The organism is Streptomyces sp. NPDC012510 (genome assembly GCF_042955065.1).
Taxonomy (GTDB): domain Bacteria; phylum Actinomycetota; class Actinomycetes; order Streptomycetales; family Streptomycetaceae; genus Streptomyces.
The window spans coordinates 61,910-81,767 of record NZ_JBIBEN010000032.1; the positions used below are offsets into that span (position 1 = coordinate 61,910).

Genomic DNA, 19,858 nt, shown 5'->3' on the forward strand with positions numbered 1-19,858 from the left:
CCTGGTGGCCGCGGCAAGCTACTGGATCGTGAACCTGGCGTTCCTCTGAGCCCGATACGGCCGCGGCGGACCGCGCCCGACAGGGGCGCGGGGAACTGCGCGAGAAGCCCCACCGGCCCGCGGACGGGGGTCGAAGGGGCGCGGGCCCCTGGGGGATGGGACGGGTAGGGGCGGCGGGGGCGAGGAGAATCCCCCACGAGCCCAAAGGCGCCCGCCCTCCGGCAGTCGGAGGGCGGGCGCCTTCGTACCTCGCGGCGGCACCGCCATGCAGCACCGCGAGGGGTTTCAGGAGGTCGGTCTAGCCGAAGCGCCCGGAGATGTAGTCCTCCGTGGCCTGGACGGACGGGTTGGAGAAGATCCGCTCCGTGTCGTCGATCTCGATGAGCTTGCCCGGCTGCCCGACGGCCGCGAGGTTGAAGAACGCCGTCCGGTCGGACACCCGCGCCGCCTGCTGCATGTTGTGCGTCACGATGACGATCGTGAAGTGCTCCTTCAGCTCACCGATGAGGTCCTCGATGGCCAGCGTCGAGATCGGGTCCAGCGCCGAGCACGGCTCGTCCATCAGCAGCACCTTCGGCTCGACCGCGATCGCCCGCGCGATGCACAGCCGCTGCTGCTGGCCGCCGGAGAGGCCGGAGCCCGGCTTGCCCAGGCGGTCCTTGACCTCGTTCCAGAGGTTCGCGCCCTTGAGGGACTTCTCGACGATGTCGTCCAGCTCGGACTTCTTCTTCGTGCCGACGAGCTTCAGACCGGCCGCCACGTTGTCGTAGATCGACATCGTGGGGAACGGGTTCGGGCGCTGGAAGACCATGCCGACCTCACGCCGCACTGACACCGGGTCCACCCCGTGCCCGTACAGGTCCTCGTCGTCGAGCATGACCTTGCCCTCGACCCGGCCGCCCGGCGTCACCTCGTGCATCCGGTTCAGGGTGCGCAGGAACGTGGACTTGCCGCAGCCGGAGGGGCCGATGAAGGCCGTCACGGTACGGGGCTCGACGGTCATCGAGATGTCCTCGATGGCCCGGAAGGAGCCGTAATAGGCGTTGAGGCCGCTGACGTCGATTCGCTTGGCCATGGAAATCACTGCTTCTTTCGCGAGGAATTCACCGGGGGCTGCGCGGGGAATTCGCGGGGATCTGGTCGCTGTATGGCCGCGTCAGCGACCGGCCGCGCGGCGGAGCCGCACGTTGTCATCTGGGTCATCGTGGGGCCTTCCAGCGGGCGATGCCGCGGGCCGCCAGGTTCAGGATCATGATGAAGGCGATCAGCGTCAGCGACGCCGCCCACGCACGGTCGTACGCCGCTCCGGAACCGCCGCTCTGCTGGAACTGCAGATAGATGTACATCGGCAGCGAGGCCTGGGGGTCGGAGAAGGGGTTCGCGTTGATGAAGTTCGAACCCCACACCAGCAGCAGGACCGGGGCGGTCTCACCGGCGATACGGGCGACCGCGAGCATCACACCGGTGGTGATACCCCCGATGGCGGTCGGCAGGACGACCTTCAGGATAGTGCGCCACTTCGGCACGCCCAGCGCCAGCGAGGCCTCGCGCAGCTCGTTCGGGACGAGCTTGAGCATCTCCTCGGTGGAGCGGACGACGACCGGCAGCATCAGGATGGTCAGCGCCATCGCGCCGGCGAAGCCGGAGGGACCCATCTTCAGGATCAGGATCCAGGTGCTGAGGACGAACAGACCCGCGACGATCGACGGGATGCCCGTCATGACGTCGACGAAGAAGGTGACGGCCTTGGCGAGCCTGCCCCGGCCGTACTCGACCAGGTAGATCGCGGTCAGCACACCGATCGGCACGGAGATCAGGGCGGCCAGGCCGACCTGCTCCAGGGTGCCGAGGATGGCGTGGTAGATGCCGCCGCCGGGTTCGGAGGTGGCGACCACGCCCATCGAGTGGCTGAGGAAGTAGCCGTCGAGGACCTTCACACCGCGCTTGACCGTCTCGAAGATGAGGGAGGCCAGCGGGATGACGGCGAGCAGGAACGCGACCCAGACGAGGCTGGTCGCCACGCGGTCCTTGGCCTGCCGCCTGCCCTCGACACGCGCGGCGATGCCGTACGAGCCGAGGACGAAGAGGAGGCCGGCGATCAGGGCCCACTGGACCGAGCTCTCGAGACCGGCCGCGGCGCTGATGCCGAGGCCCAGCGCGACCGAGCCGGCCGCCACCGCCCAGGCGAACCACTTGGGCAGGGACGCGGCGCGCAGCGTGCTCGGGCCCTTCGGGGAGAGAGTTGCGTTGCTCATGCGTTGGCCCCCGAGAACTCCTTGCGGCGGGCGATGATCAGCCGGGCCGCGCCGTTGACCAGCAGGGTGATGACGAACAGCACCAGACCGGAGGCGATGAGGGCGTCCTGGCCCATCACGGTGGCCTCACTGAACTTGCTGGCGATGTTCTGGGCGAAGGTGCCGCCGCCCGGGTCGAGCAGGCTGAGGCTGATGTCGAAGCTGGACGACAGCACCATCGCCACGGCCATCGTCTCGCCGAGCGCGCGGCCGAGGCCGAGCATCGAGGCGGAGATGACACCGGAGCGTCCGAACGGCAGGACCGCCATGCGGATGACTTCCCAGCGTGTGGCGCCGAGGGCTAGGGCGGCCTCCTCGTGCATCCGCGGGACCTGGCGGAAGACCTCGCGGCTCACGTTGGTGATGATCGGCAGGATCATGATCGCGAGCAGGATGCCGACGGTGAGCATCGAACGGGGGGCGCCGCCCTGCCAGGAGAAGATGCCGGTCCAGCCGAGGTAGTCGTTCAGCCAGCCGTAGAGCCCGTCGAGCTGCGGTACGAGGACCAGGGCGCCCCAGAGGCCGTAGACGATGGACGGCACGGCGGCGAGCAGGTCGATCACGTACGCGATGGGGCCGCCGAGCCTGCGCGGGGCGTAGTGCGTGATGAAGAGGGCGATGCCGACCGCGACCGGGACCGCGATGGCCATGGCGATGACCGACGAGACGACGGTGCCGAAGGCGAGGACCGCGATGCCGAAGACCGGCGGGTTCCCGGTGGGGTTCCACTCGAAGGTGGTGAAGAAGTTGCCCTCGTCCTTGCTGATCGCGAGCACGGCTCGGTAGCTGAGGAACACGGCGATGGCCGCCATGAGCGCCAGCAGGAAGATGCCGGATCCGCGGGACAGCCCAAGGAAGATCCGGTCGCCGGGGCGGGTGGCGGCACGTGCGGCGTGCTTCTGCTCGGCGGTCTCGGACGTCGGCGGGAGGGGCGGGGCGGAAGTGTCTTTGAGCGATATGTCCATCAGGTTCTCCGGTCTGCGGAGCCGTCGTCGTGCGGGCGGCGGCTCGGGGCGGAGCCGCCCCCGGTGGGGGGAGACTCCTGGCGGCGGTGCACCGGACGGTGCGGCCCGGTCCCGGTCGGGGCCGGGCCGCACTCAGGTCAGCTCAGTTCCGAGATGGTCGTGCGGACCTTGGCGATGATCTCCTCGGGCATCGGGGCGTATCCGGCCCCGGAGAGCAGCGCCTGGCCGTCCTCCGAGGCGATGTAGGTGAGGAAGGACTTGGTGGCGGGGAGGGTCTCCGCCTTGTTGCCCTTGTCACAGACGATCTCGTAGGTGACCAGGGTGATCGGGTAGGCACCCTCGGCGGTCGGCGTGTAGTTCAGCTTCAGCGCGAGGTCCTTGCCGGTGCCGACGACCTGGGCCTCGGAGATGGCCTTGGTGGCGTTCTCGACGGTCGCCTTCACCGGCTCGGCGGCACCGGTCTTGACGTCGACCGTGGTGATGCCGTCCTTGGCGTAGGAGAGCTCCATGTAGGAGATGGCGCCCTCGGTCTCCTTCACGCCCTGCGCGACACCGGAGGAGCCCTGCGCGGACTGGCCGCCCTTGGCCTGCCAGGCCTTACCGCCCTCGTACTTCCAGTCGTCGGGGGCAGCGGCGATCAGGTACTTGGTGAAGTTGTCCGTGGTGCCGGACTCGTCCGAGCGGTGGAAGGCCTGGATCTTCAGGTCGGGCAGCTTCGCGTCGGGGTTGAGCGCCGCGATGGCCTTGTCGTTCCAGTTGGTGATCTTGCTGTCGAAGATCAGGGCGAGGGTCTTGGCGTCCAGGACCAGGTTGTCGACACCCGGGACGTTGTAACCCACGGCGATCGGGCCGCCGACCATCGGCAGGTCGATGCCCTGCCCGCCGGTGCAGACCTTCTTGGAGGCCGAGACCTCTTCGGGCTTCAGCGCCGAGTCGGAGCCGGCGAAGGCGACCTGGCCCTGGGTGAACGCGGTGATACCGGCGCCCGAACCGCTGCCCTTGTAGTTGATGACGACGTCCCGGCAGGCGCCCTGGTACTGCTTGACCCAGGCGTCGATCGCGTTCTTCTGCGCGGAGGAGCCGTCGGCCAGAAGCTGGCCCTTGGCTTCGCCGCAGTCGATGTTGCTGTTGGCGGTCGCCGTGCCGTTGCCGGCGCCGCTCGTGCCGCCGGTGTCGTCGGACCCGCACGCGCTGAGGGTCAGGGCGCCGGTGACGGCGACAGCACCGAGAGAAAGGGCGCGCAGGCGGTTCTTGCGCTGAAGCTTCACTTTCGGGAGTTCCTTCCAGGAGCCGCCGTCCACATGGCGGCGTGCGAAGTCGTCGTATCAGCATCGGGACCCGTACTGCGGATGCCTCTGGTCCCTCAGACTGCTGTCGTCACGGGTCGCGAGGCCGCATTTCGGTCCGCATCCCGCACCGGGTAAGGCCGAAATTAGGCAGATCAGGTGAAGCCGCCGATGGACGGAAGTGAACGGCGAGTGAACCCCTGCCGACAGTGCGGTGAGGTCACGGAATGCTCACGGGGAGAGCGCGTGAGCATTCCGACGCCCGAGACCCCCACCGATCACCTCACACGCCCCAAGAGCCCCGAGAGCTCCAGAAGGTTCCCTGGGCCCCATCATTTGGCAACTCTCCGCATTCAATCAATTACGGAGAGGAAGAGGCTCCGGTTCAAGCCCCCGTTCACTCCAAAAAGGGGCGCGGGGAACTGCGCCGCAAGCTCCCACGCTTCCGCACGCCCCGGACGCGCACCGGCACAAGGGCCTGTTGTGAAAGTGGCGTCGTCGCCCGAAGGGCGGCCGCGCGGCGCCCGGTGCGCGTGCTCTCGGCGTGGCGCCCGAAGGCGGGCGTCGCGCGGCTGGCGCCACTTTCGCCACTCGCCACGCACGCGCTCTCGCCACTCGCCACGCACGCGCTCTCGCCACTCGCCGCCGCCGCTCGCAGGCAAGCACGTCGACCGCCGATCGCCGATCACAGGCACCGCACGCGCACGCCGCACGCCGCTCGCAGGCACCGCACGTCGACCACAGGCACCGCACGCCGATCACAGGCACAGGGCGCCGATCGCAGGCACAGGACGCCGCTCCCTCCCACGGAGATCCGCAAGAAGCCCCTGGGGCCCGCGTCAGACAACGTTCGCCCGTCAAGGAGCGGCGTCGTGGGGGCTCTCCCTCTCGATCGAGCGGAGCCGAGAGTGGCGATGCGTGATCTCGGTGTGCCGGGTGCAAGCCCTCGTACGGGTCGCACGTGGGCTGTGCCCGGTGCGCGAGCGGGGGCACCTCCGACGCCCTCAAGGCAGTGAGGGAGCGTGCCGGGCGTCGCGGCGGGGCGAACGTCGCCTGACCGGCCTGGTCCCCCGGGAACCTCGACCCCACCATCCCCGTCTCGTTCCACGACCCCTTCACGCCGCCTCGGGAGGCACTCATGGAACGGCGCACCCTCATCGGCGGCGGCGCGGCCGCACTGGCTGGACTGGCCACCTCCGCCTGCACGGGCGCGGGCCCTACCGGCGGGGGCACCACCCGCGCCACGGACACCGCCCTACGGACGACCACAGCCGACGGCACGGGCATGGGCAAGGGCTCCACGCCCACCTCCAAGGCCACCGCCGCCAACTGGTCCGCCCTGGCCCGAGACCTGGACGGCCCCCTGATCCGCCCCGGCGACAAGGCCTGGTCCACGGCCCGCCAGCTCTACAACACCCGCTTCGACGTCCTCAGGCCCACCGCCGTCGCCTACGTGGCCCACCCGGACGACATCCGCACCACCCTCGCCTACGCCAAGGCCCACGACATCCAGGTCTCGATCCGCAACGGCGGCCACTCCTACGCCGGCTGGTCCTCCGGCAACGGACGCCTCGTCATCGACGTCTCCAAGCTGAACAAGGTCCGCGCCTCCGCGAACGAGGCCGTGGTCGGCGCCGGCGCCAAGCTCATCGACGTCTACCGGGCCCTGGCCGCGAAGGGCGTGACGATCCCCGCCGGCTCCTGCCCCACCGTCGGCGTCTCCGGCCTGACCCTCGGCGGCGGCCACGGCGTGACCTCCCGCGCCTACGGCCTGACCTGCGACAGCCTCACCCGGGCCACCCTGATCACGGCGAACGGCAAGCAGCTCACCGCCGACGCGACCACGAACAAGGACCTCTTCTGGGCCCTGCGCGGCGCCGGCAACGGCAACTTCGGCGTCGTCACCGAACTCCGCTTCAGGACCCACCCGGCTCCCCAGGGCGTCACCGCCTACCTCACCTGGCCGTGGTCCAGGGCCGCCGCCGTACTGAAGGCCTGGCAGGAGTGGGGCCCGACGCAGCCCGACGAGATCTGGTCCTCCTGCCACATCCAGAACGGGGGCACTCCCTCCGTCTCGGTCGCCGCCTTCTCCCTCGGCACGTACGGCGCGCTGGAGAACGCCCTCGACCGGCTGGCCGACCGCGTCGGCTCCCCCGCCCGCAGCGTCTCCCTCAAGCGCCGCTCGTACGAGAGCGCCATGGAGGGCTACGCGGGCTGCTCCTCCTTCTCGACCGACGCCCAGTGCCATCTGCCCGGCACGACACCTGGCCGCTCCCCCAAGGGCGCGCTCGGTCGCGAGACCTACGCGGCCCGCTCGGACTTCTTCGACCGTTCGATCTCCTCTGCGGGCATCCAGACCCTCCTGAACCAGATCACCGGCATACGGGGCGGAGCCGGCTCCATACAGCTCACCGCCCTCGGCGGCCAGGTGAACCGCGTCTCCCCCACGGCCACGGCCTTCGTCCACCGCCGCTCGCGCATGCTGGCCCAGTACCTGGCCTCCTGGAAGCGCGACACTCCCGGCACCACGGCCCAGTCATGGCTGACCAAGACCCACCACTCCATGACCCGCCACGCCTCAGGCGCCGCCTACCAGAACTACACCGACCCCACCCTGAAGAACTGGCGCAAGGCCTACTACGGCGAAGCGGCCCCCCGCCTGGCAACGATCAAGACCAAGTACGACCCGACGAACTTCTTCACCTTCCCCCAGTCCCTGTAACCAGCCGGGAGCCCCCCAGGGGCGCGGGGAACTGCGCGATCAACCCCGACGCTCCCGCACCCGCCAAAACACCGAACCCCCCGAGCTACTAGGCGCTCAAGGGGGTCGAAGGGGCACAGCCCCTGGGAAGGGACGGGCAGGGGGCGGGAAGGGGCGAGGAAAACCCCGGGCGAGCCCTCAGGCAGCCAGATCCCGCTCCTCCGCGGGCACCGCCTCGACCCGCGCCCCCGGAATCACGGCCCGCCGCCCCGCACTCCCCCGCGCCCGAACGACCCACCCCACCCGAGGCGACCGCTCCACCGCCTTCATCACCGGCGTCAACAACGCCATGGCCAGCGGCGACAACAACAACGCCACAGCGGTCCCCAGCGCGAACCCACCGATCACATCCGTCGGGTAGTGCACGCCCATGTACACCCGGATGAACCCGCCGAGCAGTGCGACGACCAGCCCGACCAGCCCGAACTTCCGGTTGGCGACGAACAGTCCGACCCCCATCGCCATGATCAGGGTCGCGTGATCACTCACGAACGAGTAGTCGGTCTTGCCGGAGACCAGCACCTCCAGCCCCTCGTGATCGAGGAAGGGCCGAGGACGCTCGACGAACCCACGTATCGGCACATTGACCAGCACGGCGATCCCGGCGGCCAACGGCGCCCACACCAACGCGGCCACGGACGATGCGGCATCCTCACCGCCCCGCTTCCGCACCCCCCACCAGCACCACAGGATCAGCAGCACCATCGCGAAGAGCAGACCGTACTCACCCACGAACTCCATCACCCGGTCGAGCCAGGTCGGCGCGTCCTTGGCGAGGCCGTTGATCTCGTACAGCAGCTCGACGTCGGGATTGGATCCGGATTCAGCGGCGAGTGCGGCATGCGCGGCGAGTCCAGCCATCGTGCTGCGGCCCTTTCGTCATCGTTCTCGCGACCGCACCCGTACGTGCGCCGCGCTCTGCCACCCCCGTGGTGTCCGTAGTGCCTCCGCGTAAAGCGTCAACGCGCTACGTCAAATAGGAACGCACACTCCTCTTCAATGCGTTCCACCCTCCACTGAATGATCACTCAGACGTTATCGAAGAGAGACACGTCTGCGCAGCTCAGGGCAGTGGTTCACGGAGAATTACGGCGCCGTCAGACCGTCGTGGGCAATGCTTTCGCGCCATCTTCGGTGACCCTGGTCGCCCCGAAGTAGTCGGGGGTGTCAATCGGGTCGAAACGGATGACGGCACCCGTCCGCGGCGCGTCGATCATGTATCCGCCCCCCACATAAATCCCGACGTGCCGAATGGCGCGGGAGTTGGTGAGGTCGTCGGAGAAGAACACCAGATCTCCCGGCAGCAGCTCGTCCCGCGAGGGGTGCGGCCCGGCGTTGTACTGATCGTTCGCGACGCGCGGCAAGGTGATCCCCACGCTGTCGTACGCCGCCTGCGTCAGACCCGAGCAGTCGAAGCGTCCGCCCTGCTCAGCGGTACCCGTACCGCCCCACAGGTACAGCGTCCCGAGCTTCTTCTGCGCGTACGCGATGGCCCCGGCGGCCTGCTCGCTCGGATCGACCCGGGTCGTGGGCGCGGCGAAACTCTCCGACAGCGTCTTGATCGTCTTCACATAGTTCTGCGTCTCCTTGTACGGCGGGACACCCCCGTACTTGATGACGGCGTACGCCCCCGCGTTGTAGGAAGCGAGCATGTTCGCCGTCGGATCGCCGGGTACGTCCTTCACGTACTTCGCGAGCGAGCAGTCGTACGAGGCGGCCGATGGAATCGCGTCATTCGGGTCCCAGACGTCACGGTCGCCGTCGCCGTCCCCGTCGAGACCGTGGGTGGCCCAGGTCCCCGGAATGAATTGCGCGATCCCCTGCGCTGCGGCGTGACTCTGCGCCTTAGGGTTGAACCCGCTCTCCTGGTAGAGCTGTGCGGCCAGCAGCGCCGGATTGATGGCGTCGCAGAGATTGCCCCACTTCTGCACGAGCGCCTGATAGGCGGCGGGCACGGCCCCCTTCGCCAGTCCGACCGACTTCCCGCCGACCCCGGCCGCGAGATTCCCGGCGACCAGGTACACGCCCACGACCAGCACCATCACGAAGGCGAGCCCGGCGCTGCCGGCAGCGATCACCACGATCCACGCCTTACGCACCGTCAACCGCCCCTCACCGCGCGCCAGTCCGCCGACGGCCAGTGTAAGTGCGGGCGGTCCTGTTAGGAATGATCACCCGACGCCCCGCAGTCGACCCACAACAACTTCCCGCCCAGACGGACCCCCGACTCCACCATCGCGGAGATCCCCCGCCCCTCGGAACACGCCCGCACGAGCCGCAGCCCCCGCCCACCCTCGGCGTCCTCTGCGACGGGCACGTCGCCCCCGAACCCGGCCGGCACCCGCCGGTCCTGGTCCCACACCCCGACCCGCAACCGCCCCCCGGCCTCGAAGACCCGCAGGGCGTACTCCCGCGAGGTGTGCAGATGCGCGTTGGTGAGCAGTTCGGTGGCCAACAGTTCAGCCGTGGGGCTGAGTTCGGAGAGCCCATGGGTGGCGAGCACCGTCCGGAGGGTGGCGCGACCTACGCCGGGCGACCGGGGATCACGGGGAAGTCGAAGGGTGTAGTTCCAGGACGGGGATACGGTGGCCATGGAAGTCTCCGGTCACTGAGGGGAGTTGAATGGACGCTCTGCGCAGCAATCTAGCGGGCCTGAATAAGCTATTAGTCCCAGCTGGCAGAATCTCTGACTTAGCAACCCGTGTGGGTGACATGGCGGGAGAACGACCGTGCCCATGAAGAGCACTCCCACCGGCCGCGAAGCCCGGCTCGGAGCGGAGTTGCGCAAACTGCGCGAACGCGCAGGGCTGTCATCGACGGAGGCGGCCCGACTGCTGGGCATCAAGCAGAACCAGATCAGCAATACGGAAGCCGGCCGCATGGGCGTAAGCCCCGACCGGGTCCGCATGCTGGCCTGCCACTATGAGTGCTCGGACAAGGTTCTCGTCGAAGCCCTGGCCCGCATGACGCGCACCCGGCAGCGCGGCTGGTGGGAGGAGTACCGCGAGCTGCTCCCCAGCCCGCTCCTCGACCTGGCCGAACTGGAGCACCACGCCGCGTCGTTGCGTGACGCCATCACAGCCCGCATCCCCGGGCTGCTCCAGACTCGTGAGTACGCCCTTGAGATCTTCCGCCAGGCGGTCACCGAACTCTCGCCACCCGACATCGAGCACCGGCTCTCGTTCCGCATCAAGCGGCAGGCGATCCTCTTCCGCGAGAACGACCCGACTCCCTACGAGGCGATCATCCACGAGGCCGCCTTGCGCATGCGCGTCGGCGGCTCCACGGTTGCCCGACAGCAGTTGCAGCACCTGCTCGACATGAGCGACCGGGCCCACATCACCTTGCGCGCGATCACCTTCGACGCCGGTGCCTACCCGGGGTCCGGGCAGTCGATCCACTACGCCTTCGCCCATGTGCCACAGCTGGACACCGTCTATCTCGACCAGTCCCACGGCCTCGCGTTCCTCGACGCCGAGGCACAGTTGCACAAGTACCGCACCTTGTTCGACCGGATCGAAGCCGTCGCGCTCGCTCCCGAAAAGACCCGAGACCTCATCCACAACGTGATGCGAGATCTGTGAAGGGAACGCCCATGAATCCACGCTGGCAGAAGTCGTCGTACTGCTCCGAGGGCGCCTCCTGCGTCCACATAGCCACCGGCAGGGCCACCATCCACCTCACCGAATCAGCCGACCCCACCCAAGCCATACTCGACGCCACCCCGGAAGGCTTCCGCGCCCTCCTCCACGTACTCAAACTCGACCTCGGCAAGGAACCCGACCGTGTCTGACGTCCCCTCCGACCTCGACTGGATCCGCGCCGCCCCCGACGACGTCACCGGCCCCGGCCCCTGGATCGAACTCGCCTTCGGGAAGGGCGACGGCGAGGACGACCCGGAAGCCCCCGTCTACATCCGCGAGACCAGCGACCCGGACAACGTCGTGACGACGAACCGCCGAAAGTGGGACGCGTTCGTACTGGGCGTACAGGCAGGGGAGTTCGACCACTTCGTGGAGGGCGTCGAGGGCTTCGAACCGACGGTGAGGCAGCCGAAGGCCTAGGAACGCACCCCGGAGGGCGGGTGGTTGTTCACGGTGCCGCCGTGTTGATCACGCAGAAGAGATTGCCCTCCGGGTCCGCGAGTACGACGAAGTCCGCGCCCTCGGGGTACTCCCACTCCACCCGCGTGGCGCCCAGCGCCAACAGGCGCTCCACCTCGGCCTGTTGTTCCTCTGCGCTGTCGGTCCAGAGGTCGAGATGCGTACGGTCGTCCTCGTCCAGCCACAGCAGCGGCCCGGTGCCGCCGGACGGGGTCAGCACCTCGGGCCGGCCGGGGCGAGGGGTGTGACCGAGGGCGGTGCTCCAGAAGGCGGATGCCCGGTCGCGGTCGGAGACGTTCAGCACGATCGATCCGATTCTCAGCATCGGTGCAGGATGGCACGGAACGGCGGAGGCGGTCACCGACCCAGGCCGATCCGGGAGCTAGGGCGGCGCCGGCAGGGCCCGTACACGGGAGAGGGCCAACGTCCGCCGTGCCCGGTCGACTTCCGTGACCACGACCGTGATCTCGTCCCCCACCTCGACGAGCCCGTCCGGCGCGTCCACGGCCTCCGCCGTGAGCTCGCTCAGATGGACAAGCCCCTCGATCCCGTCGGCCACCTCCACGAAGACTCCGAAGGGGATGAGCTTGGTGACCCACCCATGCAGGCTTCGCCCCGCCTGCACCCGGTCGGCGAACTCCTGGAAGGGATCGGGCTCCATCGCCCGCAACGACAGGCGGGCCTCCCCGTTCCAGGTGTCGAACTGCAGGAACTCGCAGGACACCCGCTGGCCGACCCGGACGACGTCCGAGACCGCCTCGATATGCCGCCATGACAGCTCGGGAACGGTGATGAATCCGACGCCGGGGAAGACCGGATGCTCCGGCCCGTCGTCCAGCGCCACGAACACCCCGAAGCTCTCGATCGCCGCGACGGTGCCGGAGAGGACCTCGCCGCTCCGCAGCCCACTCAGGAACGCCCAGAGTTCCGGTTGCTCGGTCGCGGCGAGCGACATATGGACCTGCCCCTTGTCCGGATCGACGGCCGTCACCTCCGCGGTGATCCGCCGACCGACCTGCGCGGCCTCGGCCGACCGCCGCCCCCACGGCATGTCCAGGGACCCGATCCGTCCCAGCGGACGTGCGGGAAAGCCGTCCAGCAGCACGACGGCCCCGCGCGAGCGCGTCACCTCCGCGACAACACCGCCGAGGACGTCACCGACGCGTATCCCCGCCAGAAACGCCCTGGCGGCGGAGTCCTGATCACTCACCCTTCTCGGTAGCCCCCTCGGTTCCCGTGTCCGCTCCCGCATCCGCCCCGGCCCCGGTGTACGCCGCGATCGTCCGGTCCGCCGCGGCCCGCGCGGCCCCCGGCTCGTCCCCGTCCGCGACGGCGGCCTCGTACCACGCCTCCCCGCTGAGCGTCACGAACCGCTTCCCCTCCTCCGTCCCCATCCAGGCCATGCCCTCCTTGGGATCGACGGAGGCGCCGGTGGACAGATGGATGGTGAGCGCGATGAGCGCCGAGTCCCATCCGATCCCGACCGCGCCGGGCCCGTACTCGGTCCAGCGCTGATCGTCGACATGGGCGATGTGGTCGAGTTCGAACCGCGCTCGTTCTTCCCCCTCGGCGGTGATCCGGACCTCGATCCAGCTCACATCACCCCCGAACTCCCAGGTCGCGGCGAAACCCACGGGCGGATCACACCGCTCGACGACACCGCCCGCCTGCCCCTCCAGCTGGTACCGCCCCCCGAGCCGAAGCTCCCCGGAGACCGGCAGGAACCAGCGCGGAATCCGCTCCGGGTTCGTACAGGCGTCCCAGACGTCCTCGACCGTGGACTCATACACCTGACTTACGGTCACCACCCGCGCCTCACCCGCCTTGAACTCCCGGGTCCCGACCCGACGCCGTACGGCATTGATCTGCTGGTTCACGTCGATCACGATGCTGCTCCTGTCACTGAGGGTGTCGTCACGGGTCTCGTCAGGGGGTGGGCACGGGTGTCGTCCGGGACGGCGTCAGAGGCCGGGCTCCTCCCTGGCCGCCCCACGTGCCCGCTCGACCTCGGCTTCGACCTCGGCCTCGGCCTCGGCCTCGCGAAGCCTCCGCTCCCGCTTGCCCCGGGCCAACTCCGTGCCCAGGGCGTCCAGACGCGGGGCCCAGAAACGGCGGAAGCGGTCCAGCCAGGCGTCGATGTCCCGCAACGGCTCCGAGTTCACGGCGTACAGCCGTCGGGCCCCCTCCGGCCGCACCGTCGCGAAGCCGTTCTCCCGCAGCACCTTCAGATGCTGCGAGACCCCCGGCTGCGATATCCCGAACTCACCTCGGATGACCTCCGAGACCTCCCCGGCGGTCATCTCCCCATCGACGAGCAGCTCAAGAATCCGCCGCCGAACGGGATCTCCGAGAACATCGAACGCGTGCACGGCCACCAACGTATCACTGGTCACTTATATAAGTGATAGTGAATATACCCCCGGCCGAGCACCTCGCGAAAGGAGCGGCCCAGGTAACATCCGGCGTTACCGTGATCGCATGGCGACCGTACGTTTCTCGATCAGCATGCCCGCCGCTGTGCGCGACGAAAATCAGGAAGCATGCCGCAGACGCCGGGCTCGACGTATCCACCTTCATGGTCATCGCAGCACAGGCGCAGATGGACCAGCAGGACCGGGTCAGAAAGATCTTCGAGCCCTTCGAGAAGGCCCGCGTGGAGGCCGAGGAGCAGGCCGGTATCGGTATCTGGGCAGGTGACGACATCGAGCCGACCACGGAGGAGCAGGCCGAGATCGACACGATCCTCGTACGCCGTCGGCGCCCCGTCCTCGACTCGGACGCGAATCACTCGTCGTCCCGCGCCAGATCGTCCCCGAACTCGCTCCGCACGACATCCAGCAACTGCTGGTGACCGGACCCGACGAGCGCCCGGGTGGCAGCCACATCCAGCAGATACACACTCAGAGAAGAACTCATGCCCTCAACGTGGACGCAGCCACTGGCACTCCCTCAGCCGGAAACCCAGGGCACGAACTCGCCTCACGGTGTCCATGTCACGCCTGCGGAAGGCGGGAAGTCGGGGTAACCCTGCCCTGTCCACACCGCGCCCGTGACCTCGGTACCGGGGTCGGCGAGAACCGGTGCGCACGTCTCGTACGAGGCTCCGGGCGGGAAGCTCTTGGTCTTCGGGTAGGAGTCGCAGGCGGCGAAGGTCCCGATGACCAGGAGCTGCCGGGCGGCGGTCCCGTCGTCGAGCAGCCCGCCCGGCGGATCGACAGGCGCGTGGGACAGATCGTTCTTGCCCGCGTTCTTGATGGTCGCCCGCACGTAGTACGGCGTCATCTTCTTGGCGTCGTCCTCCAACCCCAGCGGAGCCACATCCTTTTTGCTGCCCTTCTCGATCCCGGTGACGGTGACCTCGAGAACGCCCGACTTCGTCCCCCCTTCGTACCTGAGCAGGGTCGGCTCCCCGAGCTTCGCCTTGATCCCCGCCTTCGCCGTACCGTCCTCGTTCACGCTGGACGTGGGGGACGGCGAGGACTCGGGGGAACCGGAGGCGGAGAGACTCGGCGCAGGCTTGTCGGCAGTGGGACCCGCCCCGTCGCCGGAACCACAGCCGCCGAGGGTGAGCGTGAGGACCAACGAAGCCGCGGCGGACGCTGACCGGGGAGTAATGCGAGTGACCATGCCAGGCATCGTATGCATCAGCAGTGCTCGCCTCGTGGGCGAGTAGCGCACGTACGCCGAAGCCCGGCCCCATAGGTCACGCTTGTCCTCCGATCGCGCCCGAGGTACGGATCCGCTCCGGCAACTCGACGGGTGTCCGCAAGGGAATTCGGGCGGCTGCAGCGGATGTGTCCGGGCCATGCACGCCGTTGTCGGCCACAGGTCACCGGCATCCCCAGCACGGACCGAGTCACTTGGACCGCCCCGCAGGCTCCGCGCCACCAGCCGCGTCCGTCCCAGTTTCTGCCGACCACCATTCCTCTGCTCGTCACCGGAACCGACCAGCGCCCAGGTAGCCGGCCACCTTCAGCAAGTACACGCATCAGAGTGGAACTCATGCACTCGAGTAGCCACCCGCGCTGACAACACTCTGAGAACGCCTCAGGTGGGGAACTCTCCCAGCCAGCTACGTTCGAGGAGGTATTTGGGCAGGTACTCCGACTCAACCCCGACGGGCATCCCGCCGTCATGGGCGAGGCAGGCCAAAGCGAGGGGACCGAGAGCCAGAGATCCCTCGGTGCGACGGGCACGGTCCTCATCAGCCGTCCAGTACCCCTTGTGCAGTTCGACTGCCTCCACCAGGGCTTCGTTGAAGCCTTCCTCGTCCTGCCTCACGAAACGGTGGAAGAGGTTGATCGGCGGATACAGCACCTGCTGGACCAAATCCCGGGGGGCGACCGAGACGACATCGGGATGAGAGGCTTCGAGCGTGGCGATCAGCTTCTCCACCAATCCCGGCCGCCGCAGCCAGTAGGCCTGGAGGGTGTCGACCCAGTGATAGACGTACTCGTCGTACTGCCCCTCGGACGAGCGCAGACGATCGAGCGGAATCTCACAGAGTTGCGTCATCCGCTTCTGCTCGCGGCAGACGACGGCCAGCCAGAACGCCGTCAGCCAGTTGCCCGCATCGGCATACGCCTGCGGACCGGCAGCAGGAATGTGCCGCACTTCGCGGTCGATCCGGCATTCGACCACGCCTTCCGTAGCCTCCGTCACGGCGAACATCGCGGACCCGAGCTGCATGGCGGAGACAGTCGCCTCCCACGTCTCCAACACCGCGGCCTGCGGATCTATCACGCAGCGCGCCTGAAGGTGAAGGAGCGCCGTACTGAACGTGAAGTCGATCATGCCGACCGAACGTTCGAGACGCCCAACGCCCCTGGCGACATCCTCTGCCAGTCCCTGCGCGAAGGCCTCGTCGTCGGGTCCGGGCGCACCATGCCTGGCAATGGTCACGGTCACGGATTGCTCCTCTTGCCGATGTCGAACTGCCTCACACGGTAACCAGCGTACTGACCGGCGTTCTTCTCCCCCTTGACGACGACATAGTCGAGCTTTCCGTCATCCAGGGCCTCCGCCAGATCAGCCGCCAGCTTCCGTTCGGCGGGATTCGTCCTACCGCGTTCCTGCATCTCGCGAATGATGTCCAGGAAGTACTCCCTGGTCCCCTGCGAGACCCGCTTTCCGCTCGGCAGGTTCCGAGCGCCCAGTTCGGTCGTGGCAGTGCTCTTGGCCTCGATGACGACATAACGATCGCCGTCCTTCCAGACCTGGTCGAACTGATCGTTCCCGTTCTTGGGCCCGTCCAGGGGCTGTCGTACCGCGCCAGGGTGCTCGGCGGCGATGTAGTGGTGTTCCGCCACGGACTCGCCGAACTTCTCCGCTGCGACACCCATCTGGGTGTGGTGGTCCTTGTAGGCGCCCTTACTCTCTCCCCAGAGCCCACGCGCCTCATCGGTCCCGTCCCGTTTGAAGACCGTCTCGGCGGTGTCCCGCAGGCTTTCCATCAGCTTGTCGCTCTTGATGGCGAGATGCCGCTCCAGTGCCACCTCGTCCAACGTCCTGAGCATTTCCGGGGTCGTCTTGTAGCCACGCCCCTGCTTCTCCCAGGCGCCCAAGTAGTGCGGCTTGACGGGCTGCGGGCCGTCCTTGACCAGGACCCATGGGTGGTTCGGCGACTCCCGGGTGAGCTGCGGCGGTGTGTAGTCGCTCTCGTCGAAGCGGTCGAGACGCACACGGTTGCCATTGACCTTGTAGTACTTCTCGAAATATCCAGGCTCGTGATTCGCCCGGTACACCTGGATCTCGGCGATCTGATCATCGGTGAGCGACCCGCGCGGCCCGTACGGGTTGTCCCCGTCCCGCATGAAACTGGGCCGCTCACCCGCGCCGCGCCCACCCGTACCGTCGCCGTCCGGCCGCGCCGTCCCGTCCGTGTCGTCCCCCGGCGTGTCGTCCCCGGCACGCCCCGCGTCACCAAGCCCGTCGTCGTCGGCTCGCCCGAGGTCGTCCAGGCCACCACCGCCGGGGCCACCCGAGCCACCACGGCCCACTGGCGGGTTCTCACCGACATGGCCCGCGGAACCGCCCGGGTTGTCGCCCCCACGCCCACCGACGGTCGCCGAGTCACCCCCGCGGCCGCCTACCGCCGCGGTGTCCCCCACCCGCGTTCCAGCACCGGCCCCCACAAACTCGTGCTCGTCGACAGCTCTCGGTGCCCTGGTCTCCCCGGCCCGCTGCTCCGCCGTCCGCTCGTGCCGGATGGCGTCCAGGGACTCCCGTACCGTCCCGTCGGCGTTGTGCATGACCAGTGTCTTGGTGTCGAGGTAGACGACCTCGCCCTCGGGGGTGGTCATGCGGACGGAGTTCTCGGGGGTGAGGCCGGCCGGGAGGTCGTCGGCGATGTTCGGGGGTTCGGCTATCCGGTACGTGCCTTCGCCCAGCCTGATGTGCGTGCCGTTCGTGATCCCCCGCAGCCCGGCCATGACGTCACTGATCTTGACGGCCGTCCCGCCGATGCCCTTCGCGATGTACGTCATCGGGTCGACGATCCGCCCCGCCTTGCCGGCGAAGGAGATGGCCTTCGCGATCGCTCCGGCCTTACCGGTCGCCGCGACCGCGCCGCCCGCGCCGCCCGTGAAGACGGTCGTCAGGACGTTGAAGGTGACCGCCCCGGCCGCCCGGGAGGGGTTCTTGCCCCACTCGTCGTACGCGATCAGCGCCTTCCCGGTCTCCACGACCGCCGTACGGGAGTCGCGCAGCCAGGAGGGGAGTTTGTCGGCCGGGGTCAGCCAGTACGCGGCACCGAGCGGTGTTCCCGTGATCAGGATGCCGGTCGCGAGCTTGCCCAGGCCCACCCAGGCCTGGCCCGCCGCGTCCCAGCCGTTGAAGCCGACCAGGGTGCCCAGGCCCTTGACCGTGCCCCACACGCCGTCCACGACGAAGCCGACCGTGAAGTCCCAGGCGTGCTCGTGGAAGTAGTACCAGGGGTTGGACTCCTCGACGACGTCCCCCCAGGGCAGACCCCCGGCGTTGTTGAGGTCGTCGGCGCGGTAGCCGTACATGTTCTCTTTGTTCGAGCCGTCGTTGACGACGAGCGGCTCCCCGCCCACCAGCGCGACGATCTTGTTGTGGCAGGCCAGCTCGGCGGCCTGGAAGGCGGACCAGGCGGCGTTCACCGCGTTGCGCCGGGCCGTGTTCTCCTCGATGAGGTCGCCGTCCGCGACCCACTCGTCGTCGTCCGCGACGCGCCGCTCGAACGCCGCGGCCTCCTCACGGAGCGAGTTGAGCCGGTCGACCAGGGGCCGGACCTCCGCCGCGTAGTCGAGCAGCGCCTTGGACACCGTGCCCAGCTCGGTCTGCAGGTCGTGGCCGGCCGCCGTGACCGGCGCGGTCGTCGCGAAGAGCTGGTCGGCCTCCGGGGCCTTGTAGAAAGGTTCCAGCAGGTTGAAGTTGGCGTCGATCAGCAGACCCGCGGCACCGATCGCCATCCCGTCGAACGCGATGTCCCCGGCGTCCGTCTCCAGTTGCTCCAGATTTCCCGTGAACTCCGGTATCTCGGCCGAGACAACGGGCCTGTCCTCGCTCACGCCTACCCCCGTGGACGCCCTCGCAGATACGTTCCCTCAACTCGGCACCCGGCCGCGCGCCTGACGCTTGAACACAAGGCAACCCAGTCGATCATTTGTACCAAAATTGCGATCGCGATCCCATGCACTTCTGGCCAAAGCTCGCCACCCGGAGGGCGGCCGGGCCCCACACGCGACCCTTACGTCCAGATCAGGCACACTCGAACCCACGGAGAACACCGCAACAGCGACGAGACAGGGCCGACATCCCGTCAGAAGCGGGACAGACCCAGCCCCCTGAGGTCACAGAAGGGGAATAACGACGGAACCACACCACAGGTTCCGCTTGATCCTCATTGCCCGGCGTGACCTGCCGTGATACACAGAGTGACGATACGACCCTTCGTTTACCGTCTCGCGCCCCCGTTAGGGTCCCGCGCGGGTCGGCGGCAAGGGATCCGTACGAAACCCGCCAATCAATGACGCCAAGTCGACATACGACAGCGTCATTGTCGGCGAGAATGGGCCTGACCTCTGCGCGCCCGCGCGGAGGGTGTGGTGCGGACGCCGACGCGCACGCCCCGCACGACCAGCGGAACTACCCACTAGGGGCGGTGACTTACATGTTCATTGCGGCCGACAAGGGCGACATCACCACCATCATCGGCGGAATCGCCCCGGACTGGGGGCCTTTCGGCAGCCTGGGCAACGAGGCACGCGTGATGATCGAGGTCGTGATGGCGATCGCCATCCTCCTCTGCCTGGGCATCGCGATCTGGGGCGCGGCGAAACAGCGCATCGGCGCGACCGCGCTGCGCGACACCTTCAGCGCCGAACAGGGCAAGGGCCTCATCATCGCCGGTCTCACCGGCGTCTTCATCATCGGATCCCTGGGCACGCTCTTCACCATCGTGTACGGCATGGCCGTGTAGCGC

20 protein-coding genes are annotated in these 19,858 nt (G+C 68.3%); 6 read left to right on the forward strand and 14 right to left on the reverse strand.

All coding sequences use genetic code 11. The features are described 5' to 3' along the window. Positions 1 to 298: 298 nt before the first annotated feature. From pstB to pstS, 4 genes are all read right to left on the reverse strand, one after another. Positions 299 to 1,075 (reverse strand): phosphate ABC transporter ATP-binding protein PstB, encoded by a 777-nt coding sequence (pstB, locus tag ACFY9I_RS38595; protein ID WP_391011049.1) that lies wholly within the window; start codon positions 1,073 to 1,075, stop codon positions 299 to 301. 124 nt (positions 1,076 to 1,199) lie between these two features. Next, positions 1,200 to 2,255, reverse strand: coding sequence for a phosphate ABC transporter permease PstA (gene pstA / locus ACFY9I_RS38600; RefSeq protein ID WP_391011052.1), 1,056 nt, complete (start codon positions 2,253 to 2,255; stop codon positions 1,200 to 1,202). After that, the gene (gene pstC, locus ACFY9I_RS38605; RefSeq protein ID WP_391011055.1) at positions 2,252 to 3,259 is read right to left on the reverse strand and encodes a phosphate ABC transporter permease subunit PstC; all 1,008 of its coding nucleotides are present in this window, start codon (positions 3,257 to 3,259) and stop codon (positions 2,252 to 2,254) included. Before pstC ends, pstA begins: the two co-directional genes overlap by 4 nt. Before the next feature lie 137 nt (positions 3,260 to 3,396). Continuing rightward, positions 3,397 to 4,527, reverse strand: coding sequence for a phosphate ABC transporter substrate-binding protein PstS (gene pstS / locus ACFY9I_RS38610; protein WP_391011058.1), 1,131 nt, complete (start codon positions 4,525 to 4,527; stop codon positions 3,397 to 3,399). 1,156 nt (positions 4,528 to 5,683) lie between these two features. Between pstS and ACFY9I_RS38615 the strand changes: the two genes are divergently transcribed. Next, complete coding sequence (locus ACFY9I_RS38615) at positions 5,684 to 7,267, forward strand: FAD-binding protein (RefSeq protein WP_391011060.1); 1,584 nt, start codon at positions 5,684 to 5,686, stop codon at positions 7,265 to 7,267. Positions 7,268 to 7,444: 177 nt separating this feature from the next. On the opposite strand, the gene ACFY9I_RS38620 is transcribed toward ACFY9I_RS38615, so the two are convergent. From ACFY9I_RS38620 to ACFY9I_RS38630, 3 genes are all read right to left on the reverse strand, one after another. Next, positions 7,445 to 8,167: a phosphatase PAP2 family protein gene (locus tag ACFY9I_RS38620; RefSeq protein ID WP_391011062.1), complete on the reverse strand. Its 723-nt coding sequence runs from the start codon at positions 8,165 to 8,167 to the stop codon at positions 7,445 to 7,447. 236 nt (positions 8,168 to 8,403) lie between these two features. After that, a complete protein-coding gene (locus ACFY9I_RS38625; protein ID WP_391011064.1) occupies positions 8,404 to 9,411 on the reverse strand; it encodes an NlpC/P60 family protein in 1,008 nt (335 codons plus the stop codon). 56 nt (positions 9,412 to 9,467) lie between these two features. Next, positions 9,468 to 9,899: an ATP-binding protein gene (locus tag ACFY9I_RS38630; protein WP_391011066.1), complete on the reverse strand. Its 432-nt coding sequence runs from the start codon at positions 9,897 to 9,899 to the stop codon at positions 9,468 to 9,470. Between the two features lie 142 nt (positions 9,900 to 10,041). On the opposite strand from ACFY9I_RS38630, the gene ACFY9I_RS38635 reads away from it, so the two are divergent. Genes ACFY9I_RS38635 through ACFY9I_RS38645 form a run of 3 tightly spaced genes read left to right on the forward strand, consistent with a single transcriptional unit; the run spans position 10,042 to position 11,370 of the window. Further along, positions 10,042 to 10,890, forward strand: coding sequence for a Scr1 family TA system antitoxin-like transcriptional regulator (locus tag ACFY9I_RS38635; RefSeq protein ID WP_391011069.1), 849 nt, complete (start codon positions 10,042 to 10,044; stop codon positions 10,888 to 10,890). A gap of 11 nt (positions 10,891 to 10,901) precedes the next feature. Then, entirely contained in the window at positions 10,902 to 11,099 is a 198-nt protein-coding gene (locus ACFY9I_RS38640; protein WP_391011071.1) for a DUF397 domain-containing protein, read from the forward strand. Beyond that, positions 11,092 to 11,370 carry a DUF397 domain-containing protein gene (locus ACFY9I_RS38645; protein WP_391011074.1) on the forward strand — a complete coding sequence of 93 codons (279 nt, stop codon included), beginning with the start codon at positions 11,092 to 11,094 and terminating at the stop codon, positions 11,368 to 11,370. The genes ACFY9I_RS38640 and ACFY9I_RS38645 overlap by 8 nt, the downstream gene beginning before the upstream one ends. A gap of 28 nt (positions 11,371 to 11,398) precedes the next feature. Here the strand turns inward: ACFY9I_RS38645 and ACFY9I_RS38650 are convergent, their stop codons facing one another. The 4 genes from ACFY9I_RS38650 to ACFY9I_RS38665 form a co-directional block, all read right to left on the reverse strand. Next, positions 11,399 to 11,734, reverse strand: coding sequence for a VOC family protein (locus ACFY9I_RS38650; protein WP_391011076.1), 336 nt, complete (start codon positions 11,732 to 11,734; stop codon positions 11,399 to 11,401). Positions 11,735 to 11,791: 57 nt separating this feature from the next. Beyond that, complete coding sequence (locus tag ACFY9I_RS38655) at positions 11,792 to 12,619, reverse strand: S1 RNA-binding domain-containing protein (protein WP_391011079.1); 828 nt, start codon at positions 12,617 to 12,619, stop codon at positions 11,792 to 11,794. Further along, on the reverse strand, positions 12,612 to 13,295 hold the full coding sequence (locus tag ACFY9I_RS38660; protein WP_391011082.1) for an SRPBCC domain-containing protein: 684 nt from the start codon (positions 13,293 to 13,295) through the stop codon (positions 12,612 to 12,614). Before ACFY9I_RS38660 ends, ACFY9I_RS38655 begins: the two co-directional genes overlap by 8 nt. Before the next feature lie 75 nt (positions 13,296 to 13,370). Further along, positions 13,371 to 13,778 (reverse strand): metalloregulator ArsR/SmtB family transcription factor, encoded by a 408-nt coding sequence (locus ACFY9I_RS38665; protein WP_391011135.1) that lies wholly within the window; start codon positions 13,776 to 13,778, stop codon positions 13,371 to 13,373. 206 nt (positions 13,779 to 13,984) lie between these two features. Here ACFY9I_RS38665 and ACFY9I_RS38670 point away from each other — a divergent pair, with 206 nt between their 5' ends. Further along, entirely contained in the window at positions 13,985 to 14,260 is a 276-nt protein-coding gene (locus ACFY9I_RS38670; RefSeq protein WP_391011085.1) for a hypothetical protein, read from the forward strand. Positions 14,261 to 14,388: 128 nt separating this feature from the next. Here ACFY9I_RS38670 and ACFY9I_RS38675 read toward each other — a convergent pair whose 3' ends face one another. From ACFY9I_RS38675 to ACFY9I_RS38685, 3 genes are all read right to left on the reverse strand, one after another. After that, complete coding sequence (locus ACFY9I_RS38675) at positions 14,389 to 15,036, reverse strand: hypothetical protein (protein WP_391011088.1); 648 nt, start codon at positions 15,034 to 15,036, stop codon at positions 14,389 to 14,391. Positions 15,037 to 15,456: 420 nt separating this feature from the next. Then, entirely contained in the window at positions 15,457 to 16,317 is an 861-nt protein-coding gene (locus ACFY9I_RS38680) for an Imm49 family immunity protein (protein ID WP_391011091.1), read from the reverse strand. Next, positions 16,314 to 18,944 carry a hypothetical protein gene (locus ACFY9I_RS38685; protein WP_391011094.1) on the reverse strand — a complete coding sequence of 877 codons (2,631 nt, stop codon included), beginning with the start codon at positions 18,942 to 18,944 and terminating at the stop codon, positions 16,314 to 16,316. The genes ACFY9I_RS38680 and ACFY9I_RS38685 overlap by 4 nt, the downstream gene beginning before the upstream one ends. Before the next feature lie 602 nt (positions 18,945 to 19,546). Between ACFY9I_RS38685 and ACFY9I_RS38690 the strand changes: the two genes are divergently transcribed. After that, a complete protein-coding gene (locus tag ACFY9I_RS38690; RefSeq protein WP_159769547.1) occupies positions 19,547 to 19,855 on the forward strand; it encodes a hypothetical protein in 309 nt (102 codons plus the stop codon). Positions 19,856 to 19,858 lie beyond the last annotated feature (3 nt).